Annotated in this window: 18 protein-coding genes; 8 read left to right on the forward strand and 10 right to left on the reverse strand. The window is 39.7% G+C overall.

What is annotated here, in order from left to right; all coding sequences use genetic code 11:
• Positions 1 to 65 precede the first annotated feature (65 nt).
• Complete coding sequence (locus tag BUA11_RS03480; protein WP_072758428.1) at positions 66 to 728, forward strand: hypothetical protein; 663 nt, start codon at positions 66 to 68, stop codon at positions 726 to 728.
• A 76-nt stretch (positions 729 to 804) separates the two neighbouring features.
• On the opposite strand, the gene BUA11_RS03485 is transcribed toward BUA11_RS03480, so the two are convergent.
• The gene (locus tag BUA11_RS03485; protein ID WP_072758430.1) at positions 805 to 1,293 is read right to left on the reverse strand and encodes a ferritin; all 489 of its coding nucleotides are present in this window, start codon (positions 1,291 to 1,293) and stop codon (positions 805 to 807) included.
• A gap of 29 nt (positions 1,294 to 1,322) precedes the next feature.
• Positions 1,323 to 1,775 carry a peroxiredoxin gene (locus tag BUA11_RS03490; protein WP_072758431.1) on the reverse strand — a complete coding sequence of 151 codons (453 nt, stop codon included), beginning with the start codon at positions 1,773 to 1,775 and terminating at the stop codon, positions 1,323 to 1,325.
• A 294-nt stretch (positions 1,776 to 2,069) separates the two neighbouring features.
• Between BUA11_RS03490 and BUA11_RS03495 the strand changes: the two genes are divergently transcribed.
• Positions 2,070 to 3,920, forward strand: coding sequence for an ABC transporter substrate-binding protein (locus BUA11_RS03495; protein WP_072758433.1), 1,851 nt, complete (start codon positions 2,070 to 2,072; stop codon positions 3,918 to 3,920).
• A 60-nt stretch (positions 3,921 to 3,980) separates the two neighbouring features.
• Here BUA11_RS03495 and mnmL read toward each other — a convergent pair whose 3' ends face one another.
• From mnmL to BUA11_RS03525, 6 genes are read right to left on the reverse strand one after another with little or no spacing between them, the layout of a single operon-like run.
• Positions 3,981 to 4,907, reverse strand: coding sequence for a tRNA modification radical SAM protein MnmL/YtqA (gene mnmL, locus BUA11_RS03500; RefSeq protein ID WP_072758435.1), 927 nt, complete (start codon positions 4,905 to 4,907; stop codon positions 3,981 to 3,983).
• The gene (locus BUA11_RS03505) at positions 4,865 to 6,097 is read right to left on the reverse strand and encodes an amidohydrolase (RefSeq protein ID WP_072758437.1); all 1,233 of its coding nucleotides are present in this window, start codon (positions 6,095 to 6,097) and stop codon (positions 4,865 to 4,867) included. Before BUA11_RS03505 ends, mnmL begins: the two co-directional genes overlap by 43 nt.
• The gene (gene rsfS, locus BUA11_RS03510; protein ID WP_084634357.1) at positions 6,097 to 6,405 is read right to left on the reverse strand and encodes a ribosome silencing factor; all 309 of its coding nucleotides are present in this window, start codon (positions 6,403 to 6,405) and stop codon (positions 6,097 to 6,099) included. Before rsfS ends, BUA11_RS03505 begins: the two co-directional genes overlap by 1 nt.
• A gap of 60 nt (positions 6,406 to 6,465) precedes the next feature.
• Positions 6,466 to 7,779, reverse strand: a complete 1,314-nt coding sequence (locus BUA11_RS03515) for a bifunctional folylpolyglutamate synthase/dihydrofolate synthase (RefSeq protein WP_072758439.1) — start codon at positions 7,777 to 7,779, stop codon at positions 6,466 to 6,468.
• Positions 7,776 to 10,379 carry a valine--tRNA ligase gene (locus BUA11_RS03520; RefSeq protein WP_072758441.1) on the reverse strand — a complete coding sequence of 868 codons (2,604 nt, stop codon included), beginning with the start codon at positions 10,377 to 10,379 and terminating at the stop codon, positions 7,776 to 7,778. Before BUA11_RS03520 ends, BUA11_RS03515 begins: the two co-directional genes overlap by 4 nt.
• The gene (locus tag BUA11_RS03525) at positions 10,357 to 10,788 is read right to left on the reverse strand and encodes a diguanylate cyclase domain-containing protein (RefSeq protein WP_072758443.1); all 432 of its coding nucleotides are present in this window, start codon (positions 10,786 to 10,788) and stop codon (positions 10,357 to 10,359) included. The genes BUA11_RS03520 and BUA11_RS03525 overlap by 23 nt, the downstream gene beginning before the upstream one ends.
• A 166-nt stretch (positions 10,789 to 10,954) precedes the next feature.
• Between BUA11_RS03525 and BUA11_RS03530 the strand changes: the two genes are divergently transcribed.
• The 5 genes from BUA11_RS03530 to BUA11_RS03550 all read left to right on the forward strand — a co-directional run bounded on the left by BUA11_RS03530 (position 10,955) and on the right by BUA11_RS03550 (position 17,110).
• Positions 10,955 to 12,058: an MFS transporter gene (locus tag BUA11_RS03530; RefSeq protein WP_245789512.1), complete on the forward strand. Its 1,104-nt coding sequence runs from the start codon at positions 10,955 to 10,957 to the stop codon at positions 12,056 to 12,058.
• Between the two features lie 55 nt (positions 12,059 to 12,113).
• Entirely contained in the window at positions 12,114 to 13,457 is a 1,344-nt protein-coding gene (gene rlmD / locus BUA11_RS03535; RefSeq protein ID WP_072758445.1) for a 23S rRNA (uracil(1939)-C(5))-methyltransferase RlmD, read from the forward strand.
• A gap of 346 nt (positions 13,458 to 13,803) precedes the next feature.
• Positions 13,804 to 14,826 carry a cobalamin B12-binding domain-containing protein gene (locus tag BUA11_RS03540; RefSeq protein ID WP_072758447.1) on the forward strand — a complete coding sequence of 341 codons (1,023 nt, stop codon included), beginning with the start codon at positions 13,804 to 13,806 and terminating at the stop codon, positions 14,824 to 14,826.
• Positions 14,827 to 14,846: 20 nt separating this feature from the next.
• Complete coding sequence (locus BUA11_RS03545; RefSeq protein ID WP_072758449.1) at positions 14,847 to 15,830, forward strand: GGDEF domain-containing protein; 984 nt, start codon at positions 14,847 to 14,849, stop codon at positions 15,828 to 15,830.
• Between the two features lie 89 nt (positions 15,831 to 15,919).
• Positions 15,920 to 17,110, forward strand: coding sequence for an FprA family A-type flavoprotein (locus tag BUA11_RS03550; protein WP_072758451.1), 1,191 nt, complete (start codon positions 15,920 to 15,922; stop codon positions 17,108 to 17,110).
• Positions 17,111 to 17,159: 49 nt separating this feature from the next.
• Here BUA11_RS03550 and BUA11_RS03555 read toward each other — a convergent pair whose 3' ends face one another.
• Positions 17,160 to 18,149: a 2-hydroxyacid dehydrogenase gene (locus BUA11_RS03555; RefSeq protein WP_072758453.1), complete on the reverse strand. Its 990-nt coding sequence runs from the start codon at positions 18,147 to 18,149 to the stop codon at positions 17,160 to 17,162.
• Entirely contained in the window at positions 18,146 to 19,306 is a 1,161-nt protein-coding gene (locus BUA11_RS03560) for an amidohydrolase (RefSeq protein ID WP_072758455.1), read from the reverse strand. The genes BUA11_RS03555 and BUA11_RS03560 overlap by 4 nt, the downstream gene beginning before the upstream one ends.
• Before the next feature lie 178 nt (positions 19,307 to 19,484).
• Here BUA11_RS03560 and recJ point away from each other — a divergent pair, with 178 nt between their 5' ends.
• Positions 19,485 to 22,448 (forward strand): single-stranded-DNA-specific exonuclease RecJ, encoded by a 2,964-nt coding sequence (gene recJ, locus BUA11_RS03565; RefSeq protein ID WP_072758457.1) that lies wholly within the window; start codon positions 19,485 to 19,487, stop codon positions 22,446 to 22,448.
• The last annotated feature ends 3 nt before the right edge of the window (positions 22,449 to 22,451 follow it).

Below are 22,451 nucleotides of genomic sequence, written 5' to 3' on the forward strand. Positions count from 1 at the left end.
TTTTAAGGTTACCTTTATAAAATTCATCATGAAAATCCACAAATTCTATGAGAGGAGGTGTTTGTATGAAGAGATATCTTGGACTCGTTTTTATCTTGATATTTACAGTTATATCCATTGGAGCTATTAAACCATTTCAGATGCAAGACTATCTAAAAAACTTCATCTTGGATAAGACATCATATGAAACCTCTGGAACAGTAAAAGAAATAGTTGTAGGTCCTCGTGGTGCTGGTTACGTGGTTCTTACAACGGAAGCAACTGAAGTCAAATTACCAGGGATGTTTCTTAATCTATCAACTTTGAAAGTCGGAACTAAGATAGACATAAAAGGAACAAAGTACATAGTGTTCGTTCCAACAAGTCTTGAAGCTGATGGATACAAATTGATCTTGAGACGGAAGGTACCTCAAGGTGTTGAAACAATGGCTGTAAATGGAACCATAAAGAATATCGAAATTACAAAAACGGCAGTAACCATTGTTATTGTTGATGAGAATAATAAAGAATACAGACTACCGGCTGCCATCATACCATTCTGGAAGAATTTGAAACAAGGAACGAAAATCACTTTTACAGGGTTAAAAAGAACAATCGAGGTCAAAGAAAGTATAACAATTGATGGGAAAACATACAAATTAGAGCCAAGGGCTTATCTTATGCAACAATTCGGCATGGCAACTCAATGTTTCCCAACTCTAATGATGCATAGATTTGGAAGAAGATAACGTCAAACTCAGATGATTACCGATAACAACAAAGCGCCGGAAAACCGGCGCTTTCTCTATTTTTTAGATTGTCGAATTATTCTCTATTTCCCAACTCTTTATCGAGCATGTAAAGTCCTGTCGGGGAATCTTGTAGCTTTTTGAGCTTTCTGACAATCAAGTCAGTCTGAGCTTCTTCCTCAACCTGCTCCTTTATGAACCATTGTAGGAATTGTTCCGTGGCATAATCTTTCTCTTCTTTGGCAATTTCAAGAATGGTATTAATGCTTTTGGTTATAAATTTCTCATGCTCGTAAGCGGCTTCGAATGCATCTAATGGACTCTTCCAATCTGACTTTGGTTTCTCAAGTGCTGGGAGTTCAACTCTTGAACCTCTTTCGTAAAGGAATTCGTAAATCTTCATTGCGTGTCCAAGTTCTTCTTTGGCCTGGACCTTCATCCACTTTGCAAATCCGGGTAAATCATTTGCATCAAAGTATGTTGCCATCGATAAATATAGATAAGAAGAAAATATCTCCTTCCCAACTTGTTCGTTTAAAGCGTTGAAAACTTTTTCGCTCATCATAATCCCTCCTATAGTTTTACTTTTCCTAATTAAAGAACTTTTTCAACTTCTTCATATGGTGGTTCTACCCTTGGATCTTCCGTTACCCATGCATAGAGAACTTTACCATCTTCAACGACAAACACAGCACGCTTTGCGACTGTATAATTCGGTATACCTATAAAATTTTCGTGTACTCCGCCGTATTCTTTTGAAACTAACCCACCAAAATCTGATAGCAGTCTGAAATTAATTCTATTCTTCTCAGCAAAAGCCTTGTTTGCAAAAGGACTATCAATACTGATTCCGAATATTGTAGCGTTTAAGTTGTTAAACTTTGCAATCATATCCCTAAAAGTGCATAGTTCTTTCTCACATACACTGGTGAAAGCTCCTGGGTAAAATACAAGAACAACTTTCCCTTTAATCGATGACAACCGAACCTTGTTCAATTCGTGATCAACTAATTCAAAATCTGGTGTACCCATTCCAACTTTTAACATATAACCACTCCTTTGTATAAAATCAGTTTACAAATAAAATTATACCAAATATAATTTTGTGTGTCAACACTTTTTTATAAACGAAAACCATTCATGCATTTAATATGGTTACTATCGTTGAAAATGAATAGTTAGAGACAGAAAATGATAAGTATTCCGAAATATTTTCATCTAAGGAGTAATAATTAAAGTTCAAAAAACATTTGCAACTTTTCCGTAAAGTGTGTTATAATATATCTGTACCTGAGCACTTATTAATGCAAACCATCACATCCTTTTGAAGGGGGGATTTTTGTGAAAAAGTGGTTAGTACTTCTTGTCAGTCTTTTTGTGGCAGTCCTTGCTCTTGCGGCTTTTGATCCTACGGTTTACGTCGAAGCAACCATTGGCGAACCTGACACACTCGACCCACACCTTGCTTACGACACAGCCAGCGGTGAAGTTCTTTACAACGTTTATGAAAACCTTATTGCTTACAAAGGCAGAAGCGTTAGCGAGTTCGAACCGAGACTTGCAACAGAAGTTCCATCTGTGAAAAACGGACTCATTAAAGACGGTGGGAAGACATACGTTTTCCCAATCAGAAAAGGAGTAAAGTTCCACAACGGTAACCCGCTTACACCAGAAGATGTTGAATACTCATTCGAACGCGGACTTCTTTACGACCCAGAAGGCGGTCCAATGTGGGTGCTCTGGTACGCGATTTTCGGAACACATTCAAGAGATGAAGCTCTTGAAGAGTTTGTAGGAAAACCAGTTGATGAGATTTATGACAAGAGCGGTGAGCCGAAGCCCGAGTACAAGCAGAAACTCATCGATTTCTACAAACAAGTTGTTGATCCAGCAATCGAAGTTCAAGGTGACAATGTTGTGATTAAACTCAAGAGAGCATACGCACCATTCATGAACATCATTGCACAAAGTGCCCACTGGGCAGCGATACTTGACAAAGAGTACTGTATAAAACTTGGACTCTGGGATGGAAAAGCAGAAACATGGTGGAAGTACAAAGATATGGAAAAAGAAGAATCACCACTTTACGGAACGGCAATGGGTACAGGTCCATACAAATTCGTCGAATGGGACAGAAAACAACAGAAAATTACACTCGTTGCAAATGAAAACTACTGGAGAGAACCAGCGAAGATAAAGAAAGTTATAATTTGGGGTATCGATGAATGGTCAACAAGAAAAGCAATGCTTGAGAAAGGCGACGCAGATTCCATAGCAGTCGTTCTCGAATACCTTGACCAGTTGAGAGGTAATAAGAACATACAAATTATCGAAAACATTCCAACAATGTCTGTTACGGTTCTTGCATTCAACTGGTCAGTCAACCCATCAAGCAAATACATAGGCAGTGGAAAACTTGACGGAAACGGAATACCGGTTGATTTCTTCAACGATGTGAACGCGAGAAAAGCAGTGGCATCGGCAATTAACTACGATGCTCTTATCAGAGACGTTCTCAAAGGTTTTGGTAAGAGAATACCAACAGCATTGCCAGAAGGACTCCTTGGATTTGATCCATCACTGCCACTTTACAAGTTCAACGTTAAATCAGTCCAAGACTACCTTAAGAAAGCATGGAATGGTCAAGCATGGACAAAAGGAATTAAGTTCAGCGTTGCTTATAACCAAGGAAACACAGCAAGACAAAGAGTCGCTGAAATGGTTAAGATGTATATGGAAATGGCAGCACCTGGAAAAGTCAAGATCGATGTCCAACCACTCCAGTGGCCAACATTCTTGGATGCAACGAAACGCGGCGAACTGCCAGTGTTTATACTCGGATGGCTTGCTGACTTCCCAGACCCAGATAACTTCATCTTTACATACTACCACAGCAACGGTGACTACTCATCAAGACAAGGTGAGAACTTCAGAAAATTCGTAAGCACCCCAAGAAAAGAACTTGGCGGAAAGAGCCTTGATGAACTTATCGAGGAAGCCGCAGCAGAAACTGATCCAGCAGTCAGAGGCAAGTTGTACGCACAAATTCAAAAGTTCGTTGTTGACAACTGTATAAGCGTACCAGTTTATCAACCAGTTGGAGTACGCGTCCAGAGAACATGGGTCAAAGGTTGGTTTGACAACCCAATGAGACCCGGTATGGACTTCTACACAGTTTACAAACAACAATAATCAGTAATGAAATTAAAAGCCGCTGGGAAACCAGCGGCTTTTTTAGTTATTCATATAAGGTTACGAAATTTTGGTTCTCTTTCCTTGGTAAGTGTCTTTCGTTTTGAGTGTGTTCTCTATTAGGTTTACTATTTCTGTCTTTGTCTTACCCCAATTTCCGAATAACGTTCCCGAATGCGGAGGATCAGCAACTAGTCTGTGAATGGTAATCTTGGGTGATAGATTTTCTAAGAATGTGACGCATCTTTCAACATAGCTATCCAATGTTCCGACTTCCAGTTTCCCGGTTTTATACATTTCACCAAAGATTGAACCTTCAACGATGTACAATGAATGTATCTTCACTCCATCGACTCTAAGCGCACTTAAAAGTTTTGCACTCTCTATAACGTCTACGATGTTGTCACCAGGTAAATTGAGTATCACGTGAGAAACAACTTCAAAATTGTATTTCTTAATCAAATTGACGGCATATATGTATTCGGCTAACGTGTGGCCTCGGTTTATTTTCAGCAACGTATGGTAATTGGCACTTTGCAAACCAATGTCGAAAGATATCTCGATATTGTATTCTCTCTTTATTTCATCCACCAGATTCAGCACGTTTTCGTCTATACAATCAGGCCTTGTTGCTATATCAAGCTGGACTATGTCTTCATCAATTGCCTGAATATATGTTTTTCTCAGAACATCGATTGGTGCGTAGGTATTGGTATAATTCTGAAAATAAGCTATGAACTTTTTGATGCCCTTCTTCTTGTAACGTTCTTTCATTTTTTCGAGTTGTTCTTTTATACTAAACCCCCCGAAAGTTGTAAAACCGCTTCCCGTTTCGTCACAAAATAAACATCCGGGCCTTCCGTAAGTCCTATTTGGACACGTAAAACCTGCGTTAATTGGTAGCCTTTGAACCTTTTCACCATATTTCTTCTTCAGTTCAATGCTCAGCTTTCTATACCTGTAACCTTCTTCGAGAAAATCGAAAATCTTGAAAGCACCTCCTCAGCATCTATTGTTGGATATTTACCATCTATATAGACGAATTTTCCATTCACCATCGTTGCGTAAACGCTGTCTGTAAATGAATGAACTAAATTCTCTAAGAATTTATGTTTAGGTTGCAGCTGGATATGGTTGCTATCGAAAATGACAAGGTCAGCTGGCATGTCGACGGCTATTTCACCACCCGAGAGTCTTAGAGCCTCGTAACCGTTCTTTGTAATAGAATTGAACGCTTCATATATGTTGAAATTTTCAGGAGATTTCACCTTTTGAGAGAGTACCGTTGTTCTTAAATCAAAAAGAACGTTTTGCGAATTATTACTCGCGGGACCGTCAGTTCCTATTGTTATTTTTATACCTTTCTTCAACATTTCCACAATCGGCGGAATACCGTTTCCCAATTTCATGTTACTGACGGTATTGATGGAAGGGTATGAATTTTTTAGAATTTCTAAGTGCTCATCCCTCAGTTGGGTACAATGTACCGGTATGAAGTGAATTTTATCAAACCCAAGGTTTATAATCTCTTCTGGTGAATATCTTTCGTACTCCCAAGCGTTCTCAAAAAAGTGCATCGTTACCAGCATGTCGTTTGATTTTGCAACATCTAATATTCTCAGAAGATATTCTCTCGAGCAGCTGTATGGTGCGTGAGGACCAAGACCAACATAGATTCTGTCATCATACCCATGCCATTTTTCATACAGCTTAATATTCTCGTCTAACCTGCCGTTGTCATCGCCATTGCTATCTACGAGTCCTCTTGTAATAACAGCTTTCATGCCAAAATCTGCAACCGCCTGTGCGACCATTTCCTCGTGAAAATACATATCGCAAAAAGCAACAACACCATGAGATGCCATTTCCATCATGGACACTATTGAACCGTAGTATATTGCTTCAGGTGTCAAGCGTTCTTCAGCAGGCAGGATTCTTTCAAAAAGCCAGGTGTTGAAAGGGATATCCTCGGCATAACCCCTGAGAACGGACATACCAACGTGGGTATGAGTGTTTACAAAGCCAGGCGTGATTATCTTTCCTGAAAAATCTATAGTTTCTTCCCTGTCTTGTGAAATGATTGTCTCGCCAAGCGAGTTTATGTAACCGTTTAAAATACGAATGTCCAATCTTTCAAGTTTCCCGTTTATTAGAACAAGAACGTTCTTTATTACCATTAAAGCACAACCCTCTCCGCATCTAACCAAAGGTGTTCCAGATCATAGAATTCTCTTGCGCTTTTTGTAAATATGTGAACAACTATTTCACCTGCATCGATCAACATCCAGTCGTATCCTTCACCGCGATCGTAATATATGATATCTTTTCCAATATCATTGAAGAAATCGACAACCTCGTCTCTTAAGCTCTTCATGTGTATATTACTGTTTGCGGTACAAACAACAAAATAATCAGTGAGCAGCCTTGTCTTCGACATGTTCAGTATAACTGGATCTATCGCTTCCTTCTTTTCGAGTACATTCATTAATTTTTTTAAGATTTCGGTCAAATCGAAAGATTCTTTTACGCTTTTTTCACTCAACTCTTAAGCACCTCCCAGATTCAGTTCTTCGTTTATTCTTCCATTTACTAAGTAATCTCTAACATATCCGACAAGATAGAACGAACCAGTGACGAACTTGGCTTCATGTTTGAGTTCTCTAAGCTTATCGACTGCGATTAACGGTTCGGGTTCAAGAATGACATCCTTACAGTATTTCTTGGCGATTTCGTAAGTCTCTTGGAATTTCTGTGCACGTTTTGACGGTGGTCTTGTTATTATCAGTGTGTCGAATTTCGGACCTATCGCTCTGAGTACATTCTCTTTATCCTTGTCATCAACTATACCGAATACCCCTGCCCTGCTTTTATTTGGAAAGTAAAGTTCTATGTTTTCAGCAAACTTTTCAGCAGCTTGTGGATTGTGTGAACCATCAAGTACAACTCCGTTTACTATTTCAAATCTGCCGGGAATAAAAGCACGTTCAAATGCACTTTTTACAGCTTCTTCATCAAGTTTGTGTGCCAGTTCGAACGATTTTAGTGCTATACCAACGTTGTAAAGCTGGTGAGTTCCGTTCAGCTTGACAGGTATGTTCTTTATTGTATTCTCACCATAGTAATTATACACATTTTCATTAAAAGAATATTTTACAGGCTCTACAACAAAATCCTTACCGAACTCGTAGACTTTAGAATTCTTTTCCTTTGCTACCTGCTTTATAACATTTAATGCTCCTTCTGGCATCATACCTAAAACGACAGGTTTTCCTTCCTTAACAATTCCTGCCTTCTCAAATGCTATCTCTTCCACTGTGTTTCCCAAGACGTTCGTATGCTCGAGAGAGATAGTGCATATGACCGATACTTCCGGTGTTAGCACATTTGTTGAATCGAACCTGCCACCGAGTCCGACTTCCACACTTCCGTACTCGACATTTTTCATCTTCGTTATGTAAAAGTACATAGCTGTCATGTATTCAAAAAAGCTTGGAGAAAACTCTTCGCCAAGTCTGTCCATTTCCTCAGCATGTTTTCTTACTTCATTTGCTGCTTCAACAAACTCATCTTCTCCGATGTTCGATGTGTTGTAATGAAATCTCTCAAGTATAGTTGACAGGTGAGGTGAATAAAAACCAGTAACGCTATGGCCGTGGTGATAAGTCAAGTACTCGAGGAACGTTGTCACGCTACCTTTCCCGTTTGAGCCTGTTACGTGGAAGAATTTAATTCCAGAATGGGGATTACCCATTCTGGAAAGCAAACCTTCTATTCTAAAAAGACCTAACTTCATCGTGTTGTATGGACGAGTAAAATACAAGTATTTTAAGGTGTCTATAAAAAGTCCAGAGTTGCTCATCTGTTTTCCTCCAAGTCGTGAATTATCTGCTCGATTTTAGAAATTTGCTCGTTAAACATCTTCTGTTTTTCCCTTGTTTCCTCGACAATGTCTTCTGGTGCGTTTTTCAAGAAGTTTTCGTCTTCAAGTTTCTTGGCGAATTTCTCAAGGTCTGTTCTCAGTTTTTCGACCTTTTTCTTCAACCTTGCAACCTCAGCTTTGACATCTATCAGTGTGCCAAGCGATACATAGGTCTCAAGGTTTGGAGAGACGTACGCGGTAGCACACATCTGCGGCCTTCCCTGAACGAATTCAATATCTTCAACATTTCCAAGGAATTTTATGTATTCTTGCTCTTCTTGGGACAGGTTACCCTTAGCATATGTCTTAACCTTTGTAGACTGAGGAACGTTGACTTCCGCTCTAACGTTTCTCACGCCTCTTATAATTTCCATTATCTGTTCAAATCTCTTCTCGGATTCTTCGTCGATGTACTCACCAAATACCTTAGGCCATTCAGCGATGACCAACGATTCCGTAGTAGTTGGCAACTTGGTCCAAAGTTCTTCTGTCAAGAACGGCATGAATGGATGCAAGAGTCTCAAGCTCATATCGAGCACATAGACAAGTACGTTTTGGACGGTCTTTCTCTCCTCTGTCTTAAGTCTGCTCTTCACTGCTTCGATATACCAATCACAGAGTTCATCCCAGAAGAAGTTGTAGATTTCGCTCGCAGCTATGTTGAAGTCGTAGTTATCAAGAGCTTCTGTGACTTTCTGAATAACCTTCTGCAATCTTGAAAGAATCCATTTATCGACAAGTTTGAGTTGGCTCGCTTCGATCGGCTGTTTTTCGAAGTCTTCAAGGTTCATGAGTACAAACCTTGTTGCGTTCCATATCTTATTAGCGAACTTCTTGTAAGTGTCGAAAAACCTAACGTCAAGTTTCAAATCTCTTCCCTGAGCAGCTAAGATAGCAAGGGTGAATCTCATCGGGTCTGCCCCGTATTCGTCTATGACTTCCAGTGGATCAATGCCATTGCCAAGAGACTTGCTCATCTTCCTACCAAATTTGTCTCTTACGAGTTGGTGGATATACACTTCGCTAAACGGCTTGTCATCCATGAATTCATATCCCATCATGATCATCCTGGCAACCCAGAAGAAGATTATGTCAAATCCGGTTACCAAGACATCTGTTGGATAGTATCTTCCAAGATCAGGTGTCTTCTCGGGCCAACCCATAGTGCTGAATGGCCAAAGCGCTGAGCTGAACCAAGTATCGAGGACGTCTTCATCCTGAACAAGATGCGCACTACCGCATTTTTCACACGCTCTTACCTCTTCTTCTGAGACGTTGTAGTGGCCGCACTCTTCACACTTCCAGACAGGAATCCTGTGTCCCCACCATAGTTGTCTGCTTATACACCAGTCCCTTATTTCGTACATCCAATTGAGATATACCTTTTTCCACCTTTCAGGAACGAATTTCACTTCTCCATTTTCAACCGCTTCGATAGCTCTCTTTGCGAGCGGTTTCATGCTCACGAACCACTGATCCATAAGCCTTGGTTCGACAACTGTGTCGCATCTGTAACATCTGCCAACCGAATGTTTGAGTTTTTCGATTTTCACAAGATAACCCAACGCTTCGAGTTCTTCAACAACCGCTTTTCGTGCTTCCTCTGCTTTCATTCCTTTGAATTTTCCACCATTTTCGTTTATGACAATGTGTTCATCGAATATGTCAACAAATGGCAAGTTGTGTCTTTGACCTATCAGATAGTCGTTTGGGTCGTGGGCAGGTGTGACCTTCAAAGCACCGGTACCGAACGATGGATCAACGTAATTGTCCGCGATAATAGGCAGTTCTCTGCCAACGATCGGTAGAATTGCGGTCTTTCCGATGTATTTTTTATACCTCTCGTCTGATGGATGAACAGCCACAGCTGTATCGCCAAGCATCGTTTCTGGTCTTGTTGTGGCTATGACCAAGTAATCATCTTCACCTTTTATTGGATACTTGACGTGGTAAAGCGCGCCTTCTTCTTCGTGATAGTCAACTTCTTCATCCGAAAGCACCGTACCGCACCTGTGACACCAGTTCACTATGTATTTGCCTTTGTATATTAACCCTTTCTTGTACAAATCAACAAAGACCTTTCTGACAGCTTTTGATAATCCTTCGTCTAACGTGAATCTTTCTCTTGTCCAGTCAACAGAAGCACCGATTGACATTATCTGCTTTTTAATCTCATTTCTGTACTTATTTGCCCAGTCCCACACGATTTCGAGGAATTCTTCCCGCGAATAATCCCTTCTGCTCTTACCTTGTGTTGCAATGTATTTCTCAACGGCTGTTTGTGTGGCTATACCTGCGTGGTCTTCGCCTGGAAGCCAGAGCACGTCAAAACCCTGCATTCTCTTGTACCTGCTAAGTATATCTTGAATAGTTATATTGAGTGCGTGTCCCATATGGATTCTTCCAGTTATATTTGGCGGTGGGATTACTATACTGTACTTTGGTCCTGCTCCTTTTGGAGTGAAATATTTCTTTTCGAACCATTGCTTGTACCACTTCATCTCGATATTCTGTGGTTCATAACGTGTTCCTATCTCCATCCTGTGCACCTCCAACAGTTGTAATTTCTATTTGACAATCGATTTTTATCTTTTCTGGGCCGTAAGTTAGAAGTAAATAGTGTAGAGAGTCTCTTATTCTGTCTGCAATCTTCTTAACTTCAGCGTCCTGAATACCGTGAAGAACTATACAGAAATCGTTGTTATCCAATTTGCAGACAAAATCCTTTGGGATTCGCACGCTATGCTTAATAACTGAAGACACCCTTGACATAACAAAATTCCAGATATCGTTATTGGAAACTTGAAAATCAAGTTTCAAGTGCATAACATAAAAGAGTTCATTGTTTTCCTTAAGTTCCTGCAATACCATTTGTGCAAATTCTTTATTCGGCAAACGCGTGATTGGATCCACCCATTCTCCGGTGAGTAACTTATGCAGACTTGGCATTATGCCACCTCCTTAACCGTTTCAGGAAAATAACCCGATTACTTTAACTTATTTTATCACAAAATAACTATTGTGAGAATATAGTCCATATGCTAAAATATTACCAAGAAACATGTTCGCGTTACTAACAATTATCGGACAAAGGGAGATGCTGAAATTGGGTTCAATGATGAGCATAATGTCTATTTTTTCGCACTTCTTATTGGATTTCTTTGTTTCGTTTTTCAATCCACTTGGACCATTCTTGATTCAGAAATTCGGAATTGAGGTGAGGTTATTCACCTCTTTTTTAGCACTTTCAGCAGCCATGGCAAGTTTGCTTCAGATATTTTTTGGATTTCTATTTGATAGAATTAAGCAAACTAAGAGTTTGCTTTTTACGATGTACATAATGGAAGCTATTGGCATAGCATTGATAGGTTTTTCGACGAACTTTTGGATGCTTGTGATGTCCATATTTATAATCAGGATAGCGAACTCTGCGTTTCACCCGCTTGGTGCAGCGATGGCTGGTGAGAAAAGTGGAAGAGTTGTCGCTTTCTTCTCCATCTCCGGTACGCTCGGTGCCGCATTTGGTCCTGTCTTCGTTTCTCTTTATGTCAGTAGGTTCAACTTAAGTGCTTTATGGATAGTATCTTTACCGGCGATTGTACTTGCGATACTACTACTTAGAGTTAATCTGCCAGAGCGGACTGTACAAAGAAACAAATTTCAACTAAAAGAGGCACTCGTTCTATTACCAATTTTGTTTGTTGTTAGTGTCAGAAGTTTTGCAATGTCGGTTGTACATGCATACACCCCTCTTTTTGTTACGAACGTTCGAGGATATGATTTGACAGTCTCAGGTGCACTTATAACTTCTGGAATGATTGCTGGTGTTGTTGCTAACTACATTGGTGTTATATTGATGGAGAGAATAGGTGCGAAAAAACAAGACCTTGTTGCCTTCATTGGCATGGGTTTGTCTATCTTCTTGCTATTGTCATCAAAAAATTTACCTTCTATTTTTGCTTCTTTTGTCCTCTTTGATTTCTGCGGATTTCTTCTTATGTCTGCGAACGTTGTTCAGGCTCAAAAAATACTACCTAATAGGAAAGCCCTTGCTTCATCTGTTGCAATGGGATTTGCGTGGTCTATAGGTGATTTTATAGCGACTGGGTATAATTCCATTTTTGGAAATAACATAGTACTCTCCTTAAGCTTAGTCGTTCCTGTAACACTTCTTGCGGCGATTTATTTTGGCATTATCCAGAAATTCGACACGAAGTGACATGTTATGGTAAAATTGTGCCGAAATTTGGAAAGAGCACAGGGAGGAGAGTGCTATGGAGACAAGCAGAGAGAATTTACAAACGGTATATATAGAACGATATGCGTACGGTGGCTACGGACTTGGTAAATTGCCGGGAGGTAAGCTCGTTCTTGTCGAAGGCGTGTATCCTGGGGACCTCGTAGAAGTTGAAATAATGCAAGAAAAGAGTGATGTGGCGTTTGGAAGAGCTGAGAATATTCTTGAAAGATCACCGATTAGAAGACCTGCAAAATGCAAGTATTTTGGTACATGTGGCGGTTGTCACATGATGGACGTAGTATATGAAAAACAGCTCGAGTTGAAGTCGCAGATAGTGAAAGACCAACTGAGAAGAATTGGAAAGATTGAAGTTGAAGTAAAAAGTGCTATCGGCAGTGACCTTGAATTCGGATACAGAAACAAGATGGAGTTTGCATTCTACTATGCAGGAAAGGTTGAACTTGGGCTTAAAATGAGAAACAGCAACAAGGTTGTAGATATCGATGAATGTCCGATTTCGCCCGCATCTTTTAATAAAGCATTGGAGAATGTAGCTGAGATAGTTGAAATCAGCAAAGCGAAGATATACAATCCGAGGTCGAGAACGGGCACACTTAAACACTTAGTTATGAGATACTCTCATTCAAACAATCAAACAATGGCGATATTTGTCACGAAAACGGAAAAGTTTGAAGAAGGCAAAATCATACGCTCAGAATTACTTAAAAGAGTTCCTCAGATTAATTCGATAATCCATGTTATGAATTCTTCTGACAACGTTGTTTTGCGCGGACCGTACAAGACGCTCTACGGTTCTGGCGTACTCGAAGTCGAAATGGATTACGAAAAGTTTCAAATTCCGCCAACAGCGTTTTTCCAAAACAACTATCATGTTGCTTCAAAGATGATTGAATACGTGACGAAAAGCCTTGAACTAAACGGAAACGAGCATGTGTTAGACTTATACGCTGGTGTTGGAACATTTACAATGCGACTTGCGATGCTTTCAAAATACGTTACAGCCGTCGAAAGTTCTCACATTTCTGTAAAAGCAGGCAGGGCAAATGGGAATATAAACAACCTGAGGAATGTAAAGTTTGAGGAGGCGGATGTAGAGGAGTTCATATCCTCTTTCGAAGGCAAGGCAGATGTTGTAGTCCTCGATCCGCCAAGAGGCGGTGCAGGCAAAAAGGTGTGCGAAGAGATACTTAGGATAAGTCCAGAAAAGATAGTGTACATTTCCTGTGACCCATCAACACTTGCAAGAGACCTTGCTATGCTGAAAGAGAAGTATGAAATACTCTCTGTTCAGCCTTTCGATATGTTCCCGCAGACTTACCATGTGGAAAGTGTTGTGTTGTTGAAAAGGATAAGTTAATAAAGGTGTTGAAAGATTAGAAAAGCAGGGGCGAATGCCCCTGCTGATTTTTTTCAGTACATTTTTCACTCTCTGGGTTTGGAGCATTAAGTTTAGAGCATTCAGTGGTACAGAACTATCGATGGGATACTTAGTAGGAGTGACTTGATAGGTGCGGCATCATGTATTACCGTTCTCTTTAACTACGTGGAAGATACTTTGATCAAACAATAACCACAGGTTTAGAAAACTGTTTTCTTGTTTGCTGTAGAAAATAAATGTGTTAAAATTGGTTACTCTTTTCAAAGTAAAAAGTGGTAAAATACTATCAAAGGCAAGTTGGAGATAGTCCATGGAGGCTGATAATATGGAAAGTGTGAAGTTAGACCTTAATAGTGCATTCGAAATGTCGAAACGGGCGTTTGAAGAACTTTACAAAAATGAAAAGCATCTCTTTGAAAATCTAAACGACGAAAAGGTTGAGTTATGTAGAAAGGATGTGTACTATCACACATCCTTTCTCATTCAAGCGATAAACTTAGATTCAAAACCTCTATTCGAAGACTACACAAAATGGGTCTTCGAATTGTTCAAGAGTTTGGGAATATCTTTTGAAAGTTATGTTATAAGTTTGAACTACATTTTGTCTGTTATTAACGATACATTTGGAGAGGGTATTGCTAAGGTTGCGAGAAAGTTTCTAAACGATTCGATAGAATTTTACAAGAATGAAGAGAAAGTTATTCAAAACTCAAACCCACTTCAAGATTACAAGGAGCAATACAAAAAACTATTACTTCAAGGTGATAGAAGGAGCGCGAGTAAGCTTATAGATGAGCTAATAAGTAAGGGAGTTGGTGTTAAGGAAATTTACACTTACATTTTCAGAGAATCGCTCTATGATATTGGTCTTTTGTGGCAAACAGGGAAGATCAATGTTGCCCAAGAACATTTCTTCACTGCTGCAACACAGATGATAATGACGCAGCTGTATCCATATATATTCACTCATTTGAAAAATGGTCATACAATTGTAGGAGCTTGCGCAAGCGGTGAGTTGCACGAAATAGGTATTCGAATGGTCTGTGATCTTCTTGAAATGGATGGGTACAACACCCACTTTTTAGGTGCAAGTACTCCAGCACAGGGAGTTGCAGATTATGCTTATTTCAAAAAAGCCGAAGCTATCTTGCTCTCAGTTACTTTGAGTATAAATCTCGAAAGTTTGCGAAAGACTATAGAAGTTCTTAGAGCAGACGATAGGCTTAAGGGTTTGAAAATAATTGTCGGAGGAAGGCCCTTCACACTCGATCCGGAACTATATGCAAAAGTCGGTGCGGATTACTCTACAACAAATGTTGAAGAACTAAAAAGAATCATCGAGCAGTAATTGTTTGGAGGTAAACATACATGTCTGGATTGGAGAAAACAATAGTTTGCATAGATGAAAATGGGAGAATAATCGACGTATTAACCGATGATTTTAAGGTGTTTGCAGGTTCTAAAGCAGATACTGTTCTTAATGTGCTGGATGATGGAAGCAGAACAAAATTCTTAGCTTTTCTCGTTGATCTCAAGGAAAGCGAAGTTCAAGTGAACTGGGACATGAATTTCAAGGTTGATGACAAAATAATTGAATTTCTCGTTTCTGGAAAAATGCTCAAGAACGAGTGTATATATCTTATTATATTGACACGGATAGTAGCAGAACTAAAGAAATTATACGAAGATTTGAGCACCATTAATAATGAGCAGATAAACCAATTTAGGAGAATAATAAAAGAATACGCAGAAAAACAGAACAAAATATATCTCGAACTTATTGAAGAAATTTCAAAGCTTAACAACGAACTTACGAATACTCAGCGAGAGCTAATGAAAAAAACGCTTGAGTTAGAAGAATTGAATAAAAGGTTATCAGAACTCGCCACAAAAGATGCTCTCACCGGATTGTACAACAGGCGAGTTTTCAACGAAATAATCGAAAAAGAAATATCGAGAACTCGAAGGTTCAATCAAGAGCTCACAATAATATACATGGACATCAACAACTTTAAGATTGTTAACGATACGAAGGGACATAGTGAAGGTGATAAGCTTCTAATTGAGTTCGGCAAGATACTGCTTTCTTCAACTCGTTACAACGTGGACTATGCATTTCGATTCGGTGGTGACGAATTTCTTTTGTTATTGGTAGGTTCAAATGAGGAAGATGCTGTGAAAGTTGCTGAAAGGATTCAGAGAGAAGTATCTAAGATAAGCGATATTGTGTCGGTTGCGTATGGAATAAGGGAGATTGATATTTCTCAAGAAGTGAACATTGATGAACTCCTTCGAGAAGCGGATAAGCTCATGTACGAACACAAAAGAAAAATGAAGGCAAAGCAAGTATAACATATCGTATTATATATAACTTTGTACTTGATATAAAGACGTTCATATGATAAAATAGTAGTGAAAATTCTAACAATGGAGGTGTTATGATGGAGATTGTTGCAAAGATTGTAGACGGTGTTTATTATGTCGGAGTGAATGATAGGGATACTCACCTTTTCGAGAATATCTGGCCACTAACAAAGGGGGTTTCTTATAACTCCTACCTGGTTGTTGATGAGAAAACAGCACTCATTGACACGGTTAAGGTTAACAAGATGAAGGAGTATATTGAAAAGATTAGGCAGATTTTAAATGGCAAGGCTCTGGATTATCTTATCATCAATCACATGGAACCTGATCACTCTGGAGCCATAGCTTCAATAGTTCACGAGTTTCCAGATGTTAAGATTGTTGGGAACAAGAAGACTTTTGAATTTATAAAAGCTATGTACCATCTTGAAGCAAATTTCTATGAAGTAAAAGAAGGCGACGAAATCAATCTTGGCAGCAGAACGCTCAAGTTCTACATGACCCCGATGGTCCACTGGCCCGAGACGATGATGACCTATGACACCAAAGATAAGATTCTCTTTGCGGGTGATGCTTTCGGTGGTTTTGGTTCGCTTGATGGTGGAATATTCGATGACGAGGTCGATGTCAAGTACTTCGAAAATGAAATTAGAAGGTACTATTCGAACATCGTTGGAAAGTTCGGCCCTATGGTACAAAAAGCTCTCCAAAAGTTGAATTCAATCGAAGTTAAAGTTATATGCTCAACACACGGTCCGGTTTGGAGAACAAATCCGCAACATATAGTCAGTGCATACGATAGGTGGAGCAAGTACGAGTATGAAGAGGGTGTAGTTATTGCGTACGGAACGATGTACGGTAACACAGAAAAGATGGCTGACTATATTGCAAGGGTGCTTGCCGAAGAGGGTGTAAAGAATATCCGTGTGATGAACACATCTACAACGCATGAAAGCTTTATAATCAACGAAATTTGGAGGTTCAAGGGCATAATCCTCGGTACTTGTACGTATAACAACTGGATATTCCCACCGATGGAAAATTTGGTGATAAACTTGGCTCATAAAGGCTTGCCGAACAGAGTTTTTGGCGTCTTTGGAACGTATGGCTGGAGTGGTGGAGGAGTGAAAGGTATTCTCGAATATATCGAAAAACACAAATGGAAACTTGTTGGCGAACCAGTGGAAGTCAACTTCTCACCGAAAGAGGAAGATTTTGAAAAGCTGAGAAAATTAGCGATTGAGATGGCGAAGGCAGTTAAACAATAAGTATCCCTAAAATAATAAACCTCCGGTTTGAACCGGAGGTTTTGTCTTTCTATCTTCTCGAATAAATTGCCGCTTGCTCAGGAACAAGGTTTGGAGGAATTCGACCTTCTAAAGCTTCAATTACGTTTATCGCCACCATTTCAGACATTTTGTCTCTTGTTTCATATGTCGCAGAACCGATGTGAGGTAACAAAACAACGTTGTCAAGCTTCTCAAGACCAGGTGTTAGCAATGGTTCGTTCTCGTACACATCGAAACCGGCACCAGCTATTTTTCCGTTTTTTAGAGCTTGGTATAGCGCAACCTCGTCGATAACGGGACCCCGGGCAGTGTTAATTATAATTGCATTTGGCTTCATTCTTTTTATTCGCTCTTCGCTGATTAAGTGATATGTTTCCTTTGTAAATGGTGTGTGGATAGATATGTAATCTGAGATGGCAATTAAAGTATCTAAATCAACATATCGGGCATTGTACTTTTCTTCTATATCCACTGGCAATCGACGTCTGTTATAATATACTACATTCATTCCGAATCCGAGAGCTCTTCGTGCAACTGCCTGACCAATTCTTCCCATTCCTATAATACCGAGGGTCTTTCCGAAAAGGTCGTATCCGAGAAATAGTTTTGGCTTCCAGCCAGTGAATTTTCCTTCCCTTACAAACTTATCAGATTCGACTATCCTTCTTGCAACAGTGAGCAATAGCGCGAATGCAATGTCTGCAGTCGCTTCAGTAAGAACTCCAGGAGTGTTGGTGACGAAAATACCTTTCTGCGTAGCAGCTTGAACGTCTATGTTGTTGTATCCAACAGCGTAGTTAGCGATGATTTTTGCCTTTTGAAGTGATTCGATGAATTCATTATCGACTGGGTCTCTCAGCTGTGTGACAATAGCATCAGCATCCTTGGATCTTCGTATCAGCTCGGATTTGGTCAAGAAGTCTTCTCCGTCATAGACATCAACATAAAACTTTTCTTTCAGAAGGTTTATGCCTTTTTCAAGTATTGCATAGGTTATGAATACTTTAGCCGTGCTCACTCGTTTTCACCCCACCAGTGTGTTTCATTACCTTCTATGAATGTTTTTTCCACTCTCGCGTGTGGCAGGAACGGATCATCACTCCAGATAACAACATCAGCGTCTTTTCCAGGTTCTATCGAACCGACCTTGTCGTCTATTCCAAGTATTTTTGCGGGATTTATTGTGAGCATCTTCAAAATATCTTCTTTCTTTGCACCGTACTTCATCGCGAGTGCCGCATGCATGTTAGCGAATTCCAAATGATGAACTGGATGATCTACCATTATCGCTGTTAGTACACCTTTCTCGTTCAATATTCTAACGTTGTCGTATGTTAGGTCTTTAGTCTCAATCTTCGTTCTAAAGCCAAATGGTCCGACTACGACTGGAACATTGTTTTCTGCAAGGTAATCTGCGATCTTGTAGGCCTCTGTTCCATGTTCGATAACGAGCTTGAAATTGAATTCTTTTGCTATTCTAACGGCAGTTGCGATGTCTTGAGCGCGATGAGCATGAATTCGAGCAGGTATTTCACCTTTCAAAACAAGCTCTCCAACTTCCATTTTTGGATCTCTATCAAGGAATACGCCGTCTTTTTCAATAGCTCGTCTTTTCTTTTCCATGTAATCTTGCACTTTCATAAAGTAATTTCTCATAACTGCGGCTATTCCAAGCCTTGTGGATGGCATCTTTTTCATCTCGCCGTAGACACGTTTTGGATTTTCTCCAGTTGCCATCTTTAAGCCGGCTGGAGCTTTAAGTATACAGTAATCAACTATATTTGATTTGAATTTCAAAATAGCTCCTTGTCCACCAATTACATTTGCACTTCCAGGGACAATCATGACCGTAGTAAATCCACCATTTAAAGCATGTTTGATTGCAATATCGTATGGATTGAAAGCATCTATTGCTCGTACATCTGGAGTTACTGGATCCGTCATTTCGTTTCCATCTTGCATGGATCCTACAGCTTCTTCGTAAAGGCCGATATGAGAGTGAGCATCGATAAAGCCAGGAAGGACGTACTTACCTGTGGCATCAATAATCTCCGCATCTTCGCATTCCAAATGCTTGGCAACTTGAGATATCTTACCGTTTTCGATCAAAATATCCCCAACGAAAGTACCATTTGTTACGCTTACTATTGTTCCGTTCTTAATCAGTTTTTTCATATTTACACCCCCTGAGCTTTGGTATAGCTATAAAAATTATACCATAGACGATTCGGAAAGCGAACTAAAATTATTAAGTTTTTTGAAAATTTAACACTGTTACATGAGCCAAATTCGCGTTTTTGTGGTAAAATACATATTAGAATTAGAAAATTTGATAAGAAAGGTTGAGGGGCTGATGAGATGGGAATTAAGAGAAGTTGATGAGTATTTGGTGGACCAGCTGGCAAAGGAGCTGGATGTTAGTCGTTTAGTTGCAAGACTCTTGGTTTTGCGAAATGTAAAGACCGTTGAAGAAGCAAGGAATTTCTTGTATCCGGCAAGAAATGTTTTAAGATCTCCCTTTCTGTTTAAGGATATGGAGAAAGCCGTGGAAATACTCCTCAAAGCAAGGGACAATGGGGAAAAGGTTGTTGTCCATGGTGATTACGATGTTGATGGAATAACCGGAACAGCGGTCCTTTATACGTTCCTTTCAGAGAACGGATGGGATGTTGAGTATTACATTCCAAAACGTGTTGATGACGGATATGGAATACAAACACAGTTTGTGCAGGAGAGTTTTGAAAAAGGCGTGGACGTTCTGCTAACAGTAGACTGCGGTATTACAGCTTTTGAGGCAATAGAAAAGGCGAAAGAACTTGGCATGAAAGTTGTTGTTACGGATCACCACCAACCTAAGGAAATCCTTCCAAAGGCTGATGCGATTGTTAATCCGAAAAGGCAAGACGAAACATACCCATTCAAAGAATTCGCGGGCGTTGGGGTTGCCTATAAGCTTGTATCAGCTCTTGCTGAGAGGCTCAATGTACACCACTCTGTCGTTGACAATCTCCTTGATTTAGTTGCGTTAGGAACAGTTGCAGATATGGTAGAACTTGTAGATGAAAATCGGTACATTGTTAAAGAGGGCTTGAAGAGATTAAACACTACGGAGAAGCTCGGGATCATAAGACTTGTTCAGAAACTTGGTATCTCTGCCATAAATTCGCGTGACATCGGTTATAGGATTGCTCCTAAATTAAATGCTGCCGGACGACTTGATTCTCCGGACGATGCTTTTAAATTGATAATCACAAAAGATGAAGCAAGTGCAGCAGAACTTGCAGAGTTGTTGTTGGGTTACAATACAACAAGACAAAGCATAGAAGCGAAGATATACAACGAAGCTGTTCAGATGATAGAAGAGAATAGATTAAATTCGCTGCCGATAATTGTGGCGTATGGGTACGGTTGGCATCTGGGAGTAATAGGAATAGTAGCGACGCGGCTTGTGCATTTATATAATAAACCTGTTATGGTTATCTCGATCGAGGATGGAATGGCGCGTGGTTCTGCGCGGAGCGTTCAAGGTGTAAACATAATAGAGCTTTTAGAAAAGTTCAGGGACATATTTGAAGACTTTGGCGGTCACACGATGGCGCTTGGTTTCAGTTTGAAGGAAGAAAATATCCCAAAATTATTGGAAGCAATTAGGAATAACATAAGTGAGGATGATGTTCGCGTTGAACCAATCGTGCTTGTTGACGAGAAGATATCCGTAGATGAGATAAATGATGAAATAATCAAGGCTATTGAATTGCTTGAACCTTATGGACACGGAAATCCGGAACCAGTTTTTCTCATTCAAGGCAGTAGCGTGGAGAGGTTTAAAGTTTTTGGTGAATCCGGATATAATGCAAGAATTACTCTTAGAGGTAATGCAAAATCCATAGAGGGTGTTGGGTTTGGTTTAAAAATCCCTTCAAATGATTTTTACGGAGTACAGCCACAGTTCTTAAAGATGGATGTTGTTGCTAACATAAGACTTAGCGAGAATGGTGCTCAGCTAAATGTTTTGGATTTAAAGATGTACCATGTAAGTGACGATGACTACACGGATAGAACATTCCTTCACTCGTTCTTGTCAAACTGGAGAAATCAGAAGGAAGAAGATTACGATCATCAAAGAGTTGAAGATGATATTTACCAGAGGCTTCCGAAAGTTTCTGAACTTGCCGAATTAAAACGTCCTGTTCTATTAAGATTCAGACTTCCTTACAGAAATGCTTTTTTGTTTGGTTTAATGAAAAAAGGCAGAACTCTCATCATTAACCCCTCAAGTACGGAAGCCATGCATATCTATGAAAGTTTACAGCGCCACAACATTCAGGGGTTAGTACTCGCCAATTCAGTCAACAGAGTAGCGGGACGTCACGTAGTAACAAATGCAGTGTATGCTGATTTCCTTGTTAATCCGAGTGAGTTCGATTATGTAGTCTTGAATGAGATTCAATTTTTAAAACACTTTGATGAAAATTTATACGATAGAATATTGAGAAAATTTGGCTCTGAGGCATTCTTCATAACTCTTTACACGTTCGATACGAATCTTCCAGAATATGAGGTTGAAGGGAAGGTAGACTTCTCAATAGAAGATAAACGTAACCAACCCAAAGCTTTAAACAATACGGCGTCGTTCTTAGTTTACCTCTTTTCCTCTCACAGTTCCGTTGAGACGTTTTTCAACAATTACATTAAAAAAGTTCCTGCGCGCGACACGGTGTTTTATTCATCTCAGCTTGCACCGTTCCAAAGACTTATAATTTCAAGTTTGGTGAAAAGGAAAAAGGTAAAAAGACTTGTTTCATCCACAAATAACGACGTTCTGCCTTCGCTATTTGGAAGAGCTGAGGTAAGACTCTTTGATTTCCCATACACATTTAGCGAAATAATCGACTCGGTAAGCGGAGATGCAAACGTACTTTTGCAGCTCAATTACTCTTCTCAGGATGTTTCGAGGAAATATGAGACTTTGAAAAAGTTGTTCCCATCAAAAGAGGAGTTGAAAAGTGCAATAGAAGAATTGAATGTGTATCTGCCTATGAAAACAGAAGAGTTTGAGTTGTTCGTTAGCAATCACAACATTCCAAAGGGTGTAATCAAGAGTTCCTATAAAGATTTGGGAGGATTCAAAAACGACATCGTATCTGCTGTTGATTTTAATCCGGATAAGATCTTAAGAGTGCGGGAAAGACATATCGAACTCAATTATTTCGAAAAATATACTCTCCAAATTGAATCATTAACGGTCAAGGAAATGTACAAGTTGATTGATGAGAGATACCTTTACGATTCGGAATTGATCTTAGAAGGGTTGTAAAAA

The organism is Fervidobacterium gondwanense DSM 13020 (genome assembly GCF_900143265.1).
Lineage (GTDB): Bacteria > Thermotogota > Thermotogae > Thermotogales > Fervidobacteriaceae > Fervidobacterium > Fervidobacterium gondwanense.

Coding starts and splice junctions, on each gene's coding strand:
- BUA11_RS03550 (WP_072758451.1), top strand. CDS start 15,920: ATGGAGATTGTTGCAAAGATTGTAGACGGTGTTTATTATGTCGGAGTG.
- BUA11_RS03515 (WP_072758439.1), bottom strand. CDS start 7,779: ATGAGCAACTCTGGACTTTTTATAGACACCTTAAAATACTTGTATTTT.
- BUA11_RS03520 (WP_072758441.1), bottom strand. CDS start 10,379: ATGGAGATAGGAACACGTTATGAACCACAGAATATCGAGATGAAGTGG.
- BUA11_RS03485 (WP_072758430.1), bottom strand. CDS start 1,293: ATGATGAGCGAAAAAGTTTTCAACGCTTTAAACGAACAAGTTGGGAAG.
- BUA11_RS03505 (WP_072758437.1), bottom strand. CDS start 6,097: ATGGTAATAAAGAACGTTCTTGTTCTAATAAACGGGAAACTTGAAAGA.
- BUA11_RS03480 (WP_072758428.1), top strand. CDS start 66: ATGAAGAGATATCTTGGACTCGTTTTTATCTTGATATTTACAGTTATA.
- recJ (WP_072758457.1), top strand. CDS start 19,485: ATGAGATGGGAATTAAGAGAAGTTGATGAGTATTTGGTGGACCAGCTG.
- rsfS (WP_084634357.1), bottom strand. CDS start 6,405: ATGAATGTACTCGAAAAGAAGGAAGCGATAGATCCAGTTATACTGAAC.
- BUA11_RS03525 (WP_072758443.1), bottom strand. CDS start 10,788: ATGCCAAGTCTGCATAAGTTACTCACCGGAGAATGGGTGGATCCAATC.
- BUA11_RS03490 (WP_072758431.1), bottom strand. CDS start 1,775: ATGTTAAAAGTTGGAATGGGTACACCAGATTTTGAATTAGTTGATCAC.
- BUA11_RS03530 (WP_245789512.1), top strand. CDS start 10,955: ATGATGAGCATAATGTCTATTTTTTCGCACTTCTTATTGGATTTCTTT.
- BUA11_RS03540 (WP_072758447.1), top strand. CDS start 13,804: ATGGAAAGTGTGAAGTTAGACCTTAATAGTGCATTCGAAATGTCGAAA.
- BUA11_RS03545 (WP_072758449.1), top strand. CDS start 14,847: ATGTCTGGATTGGAGAAAACAATAGTTTGCATAGATGAAAATGGGAGA.
- rlmD (WP_072758445.1), top strand. CDS start 12,114: ATGGAGACAAGCAGAGAGAATTTACAAACGGTATATATAGAACGATAT.
- BUA11_RS03560 (WP_072758455.1), bottom strand. CDS start 19,306: ATGAAAAAACTGATTAAGAACGGAACAATAGTAAGCGTAACAAATGGT.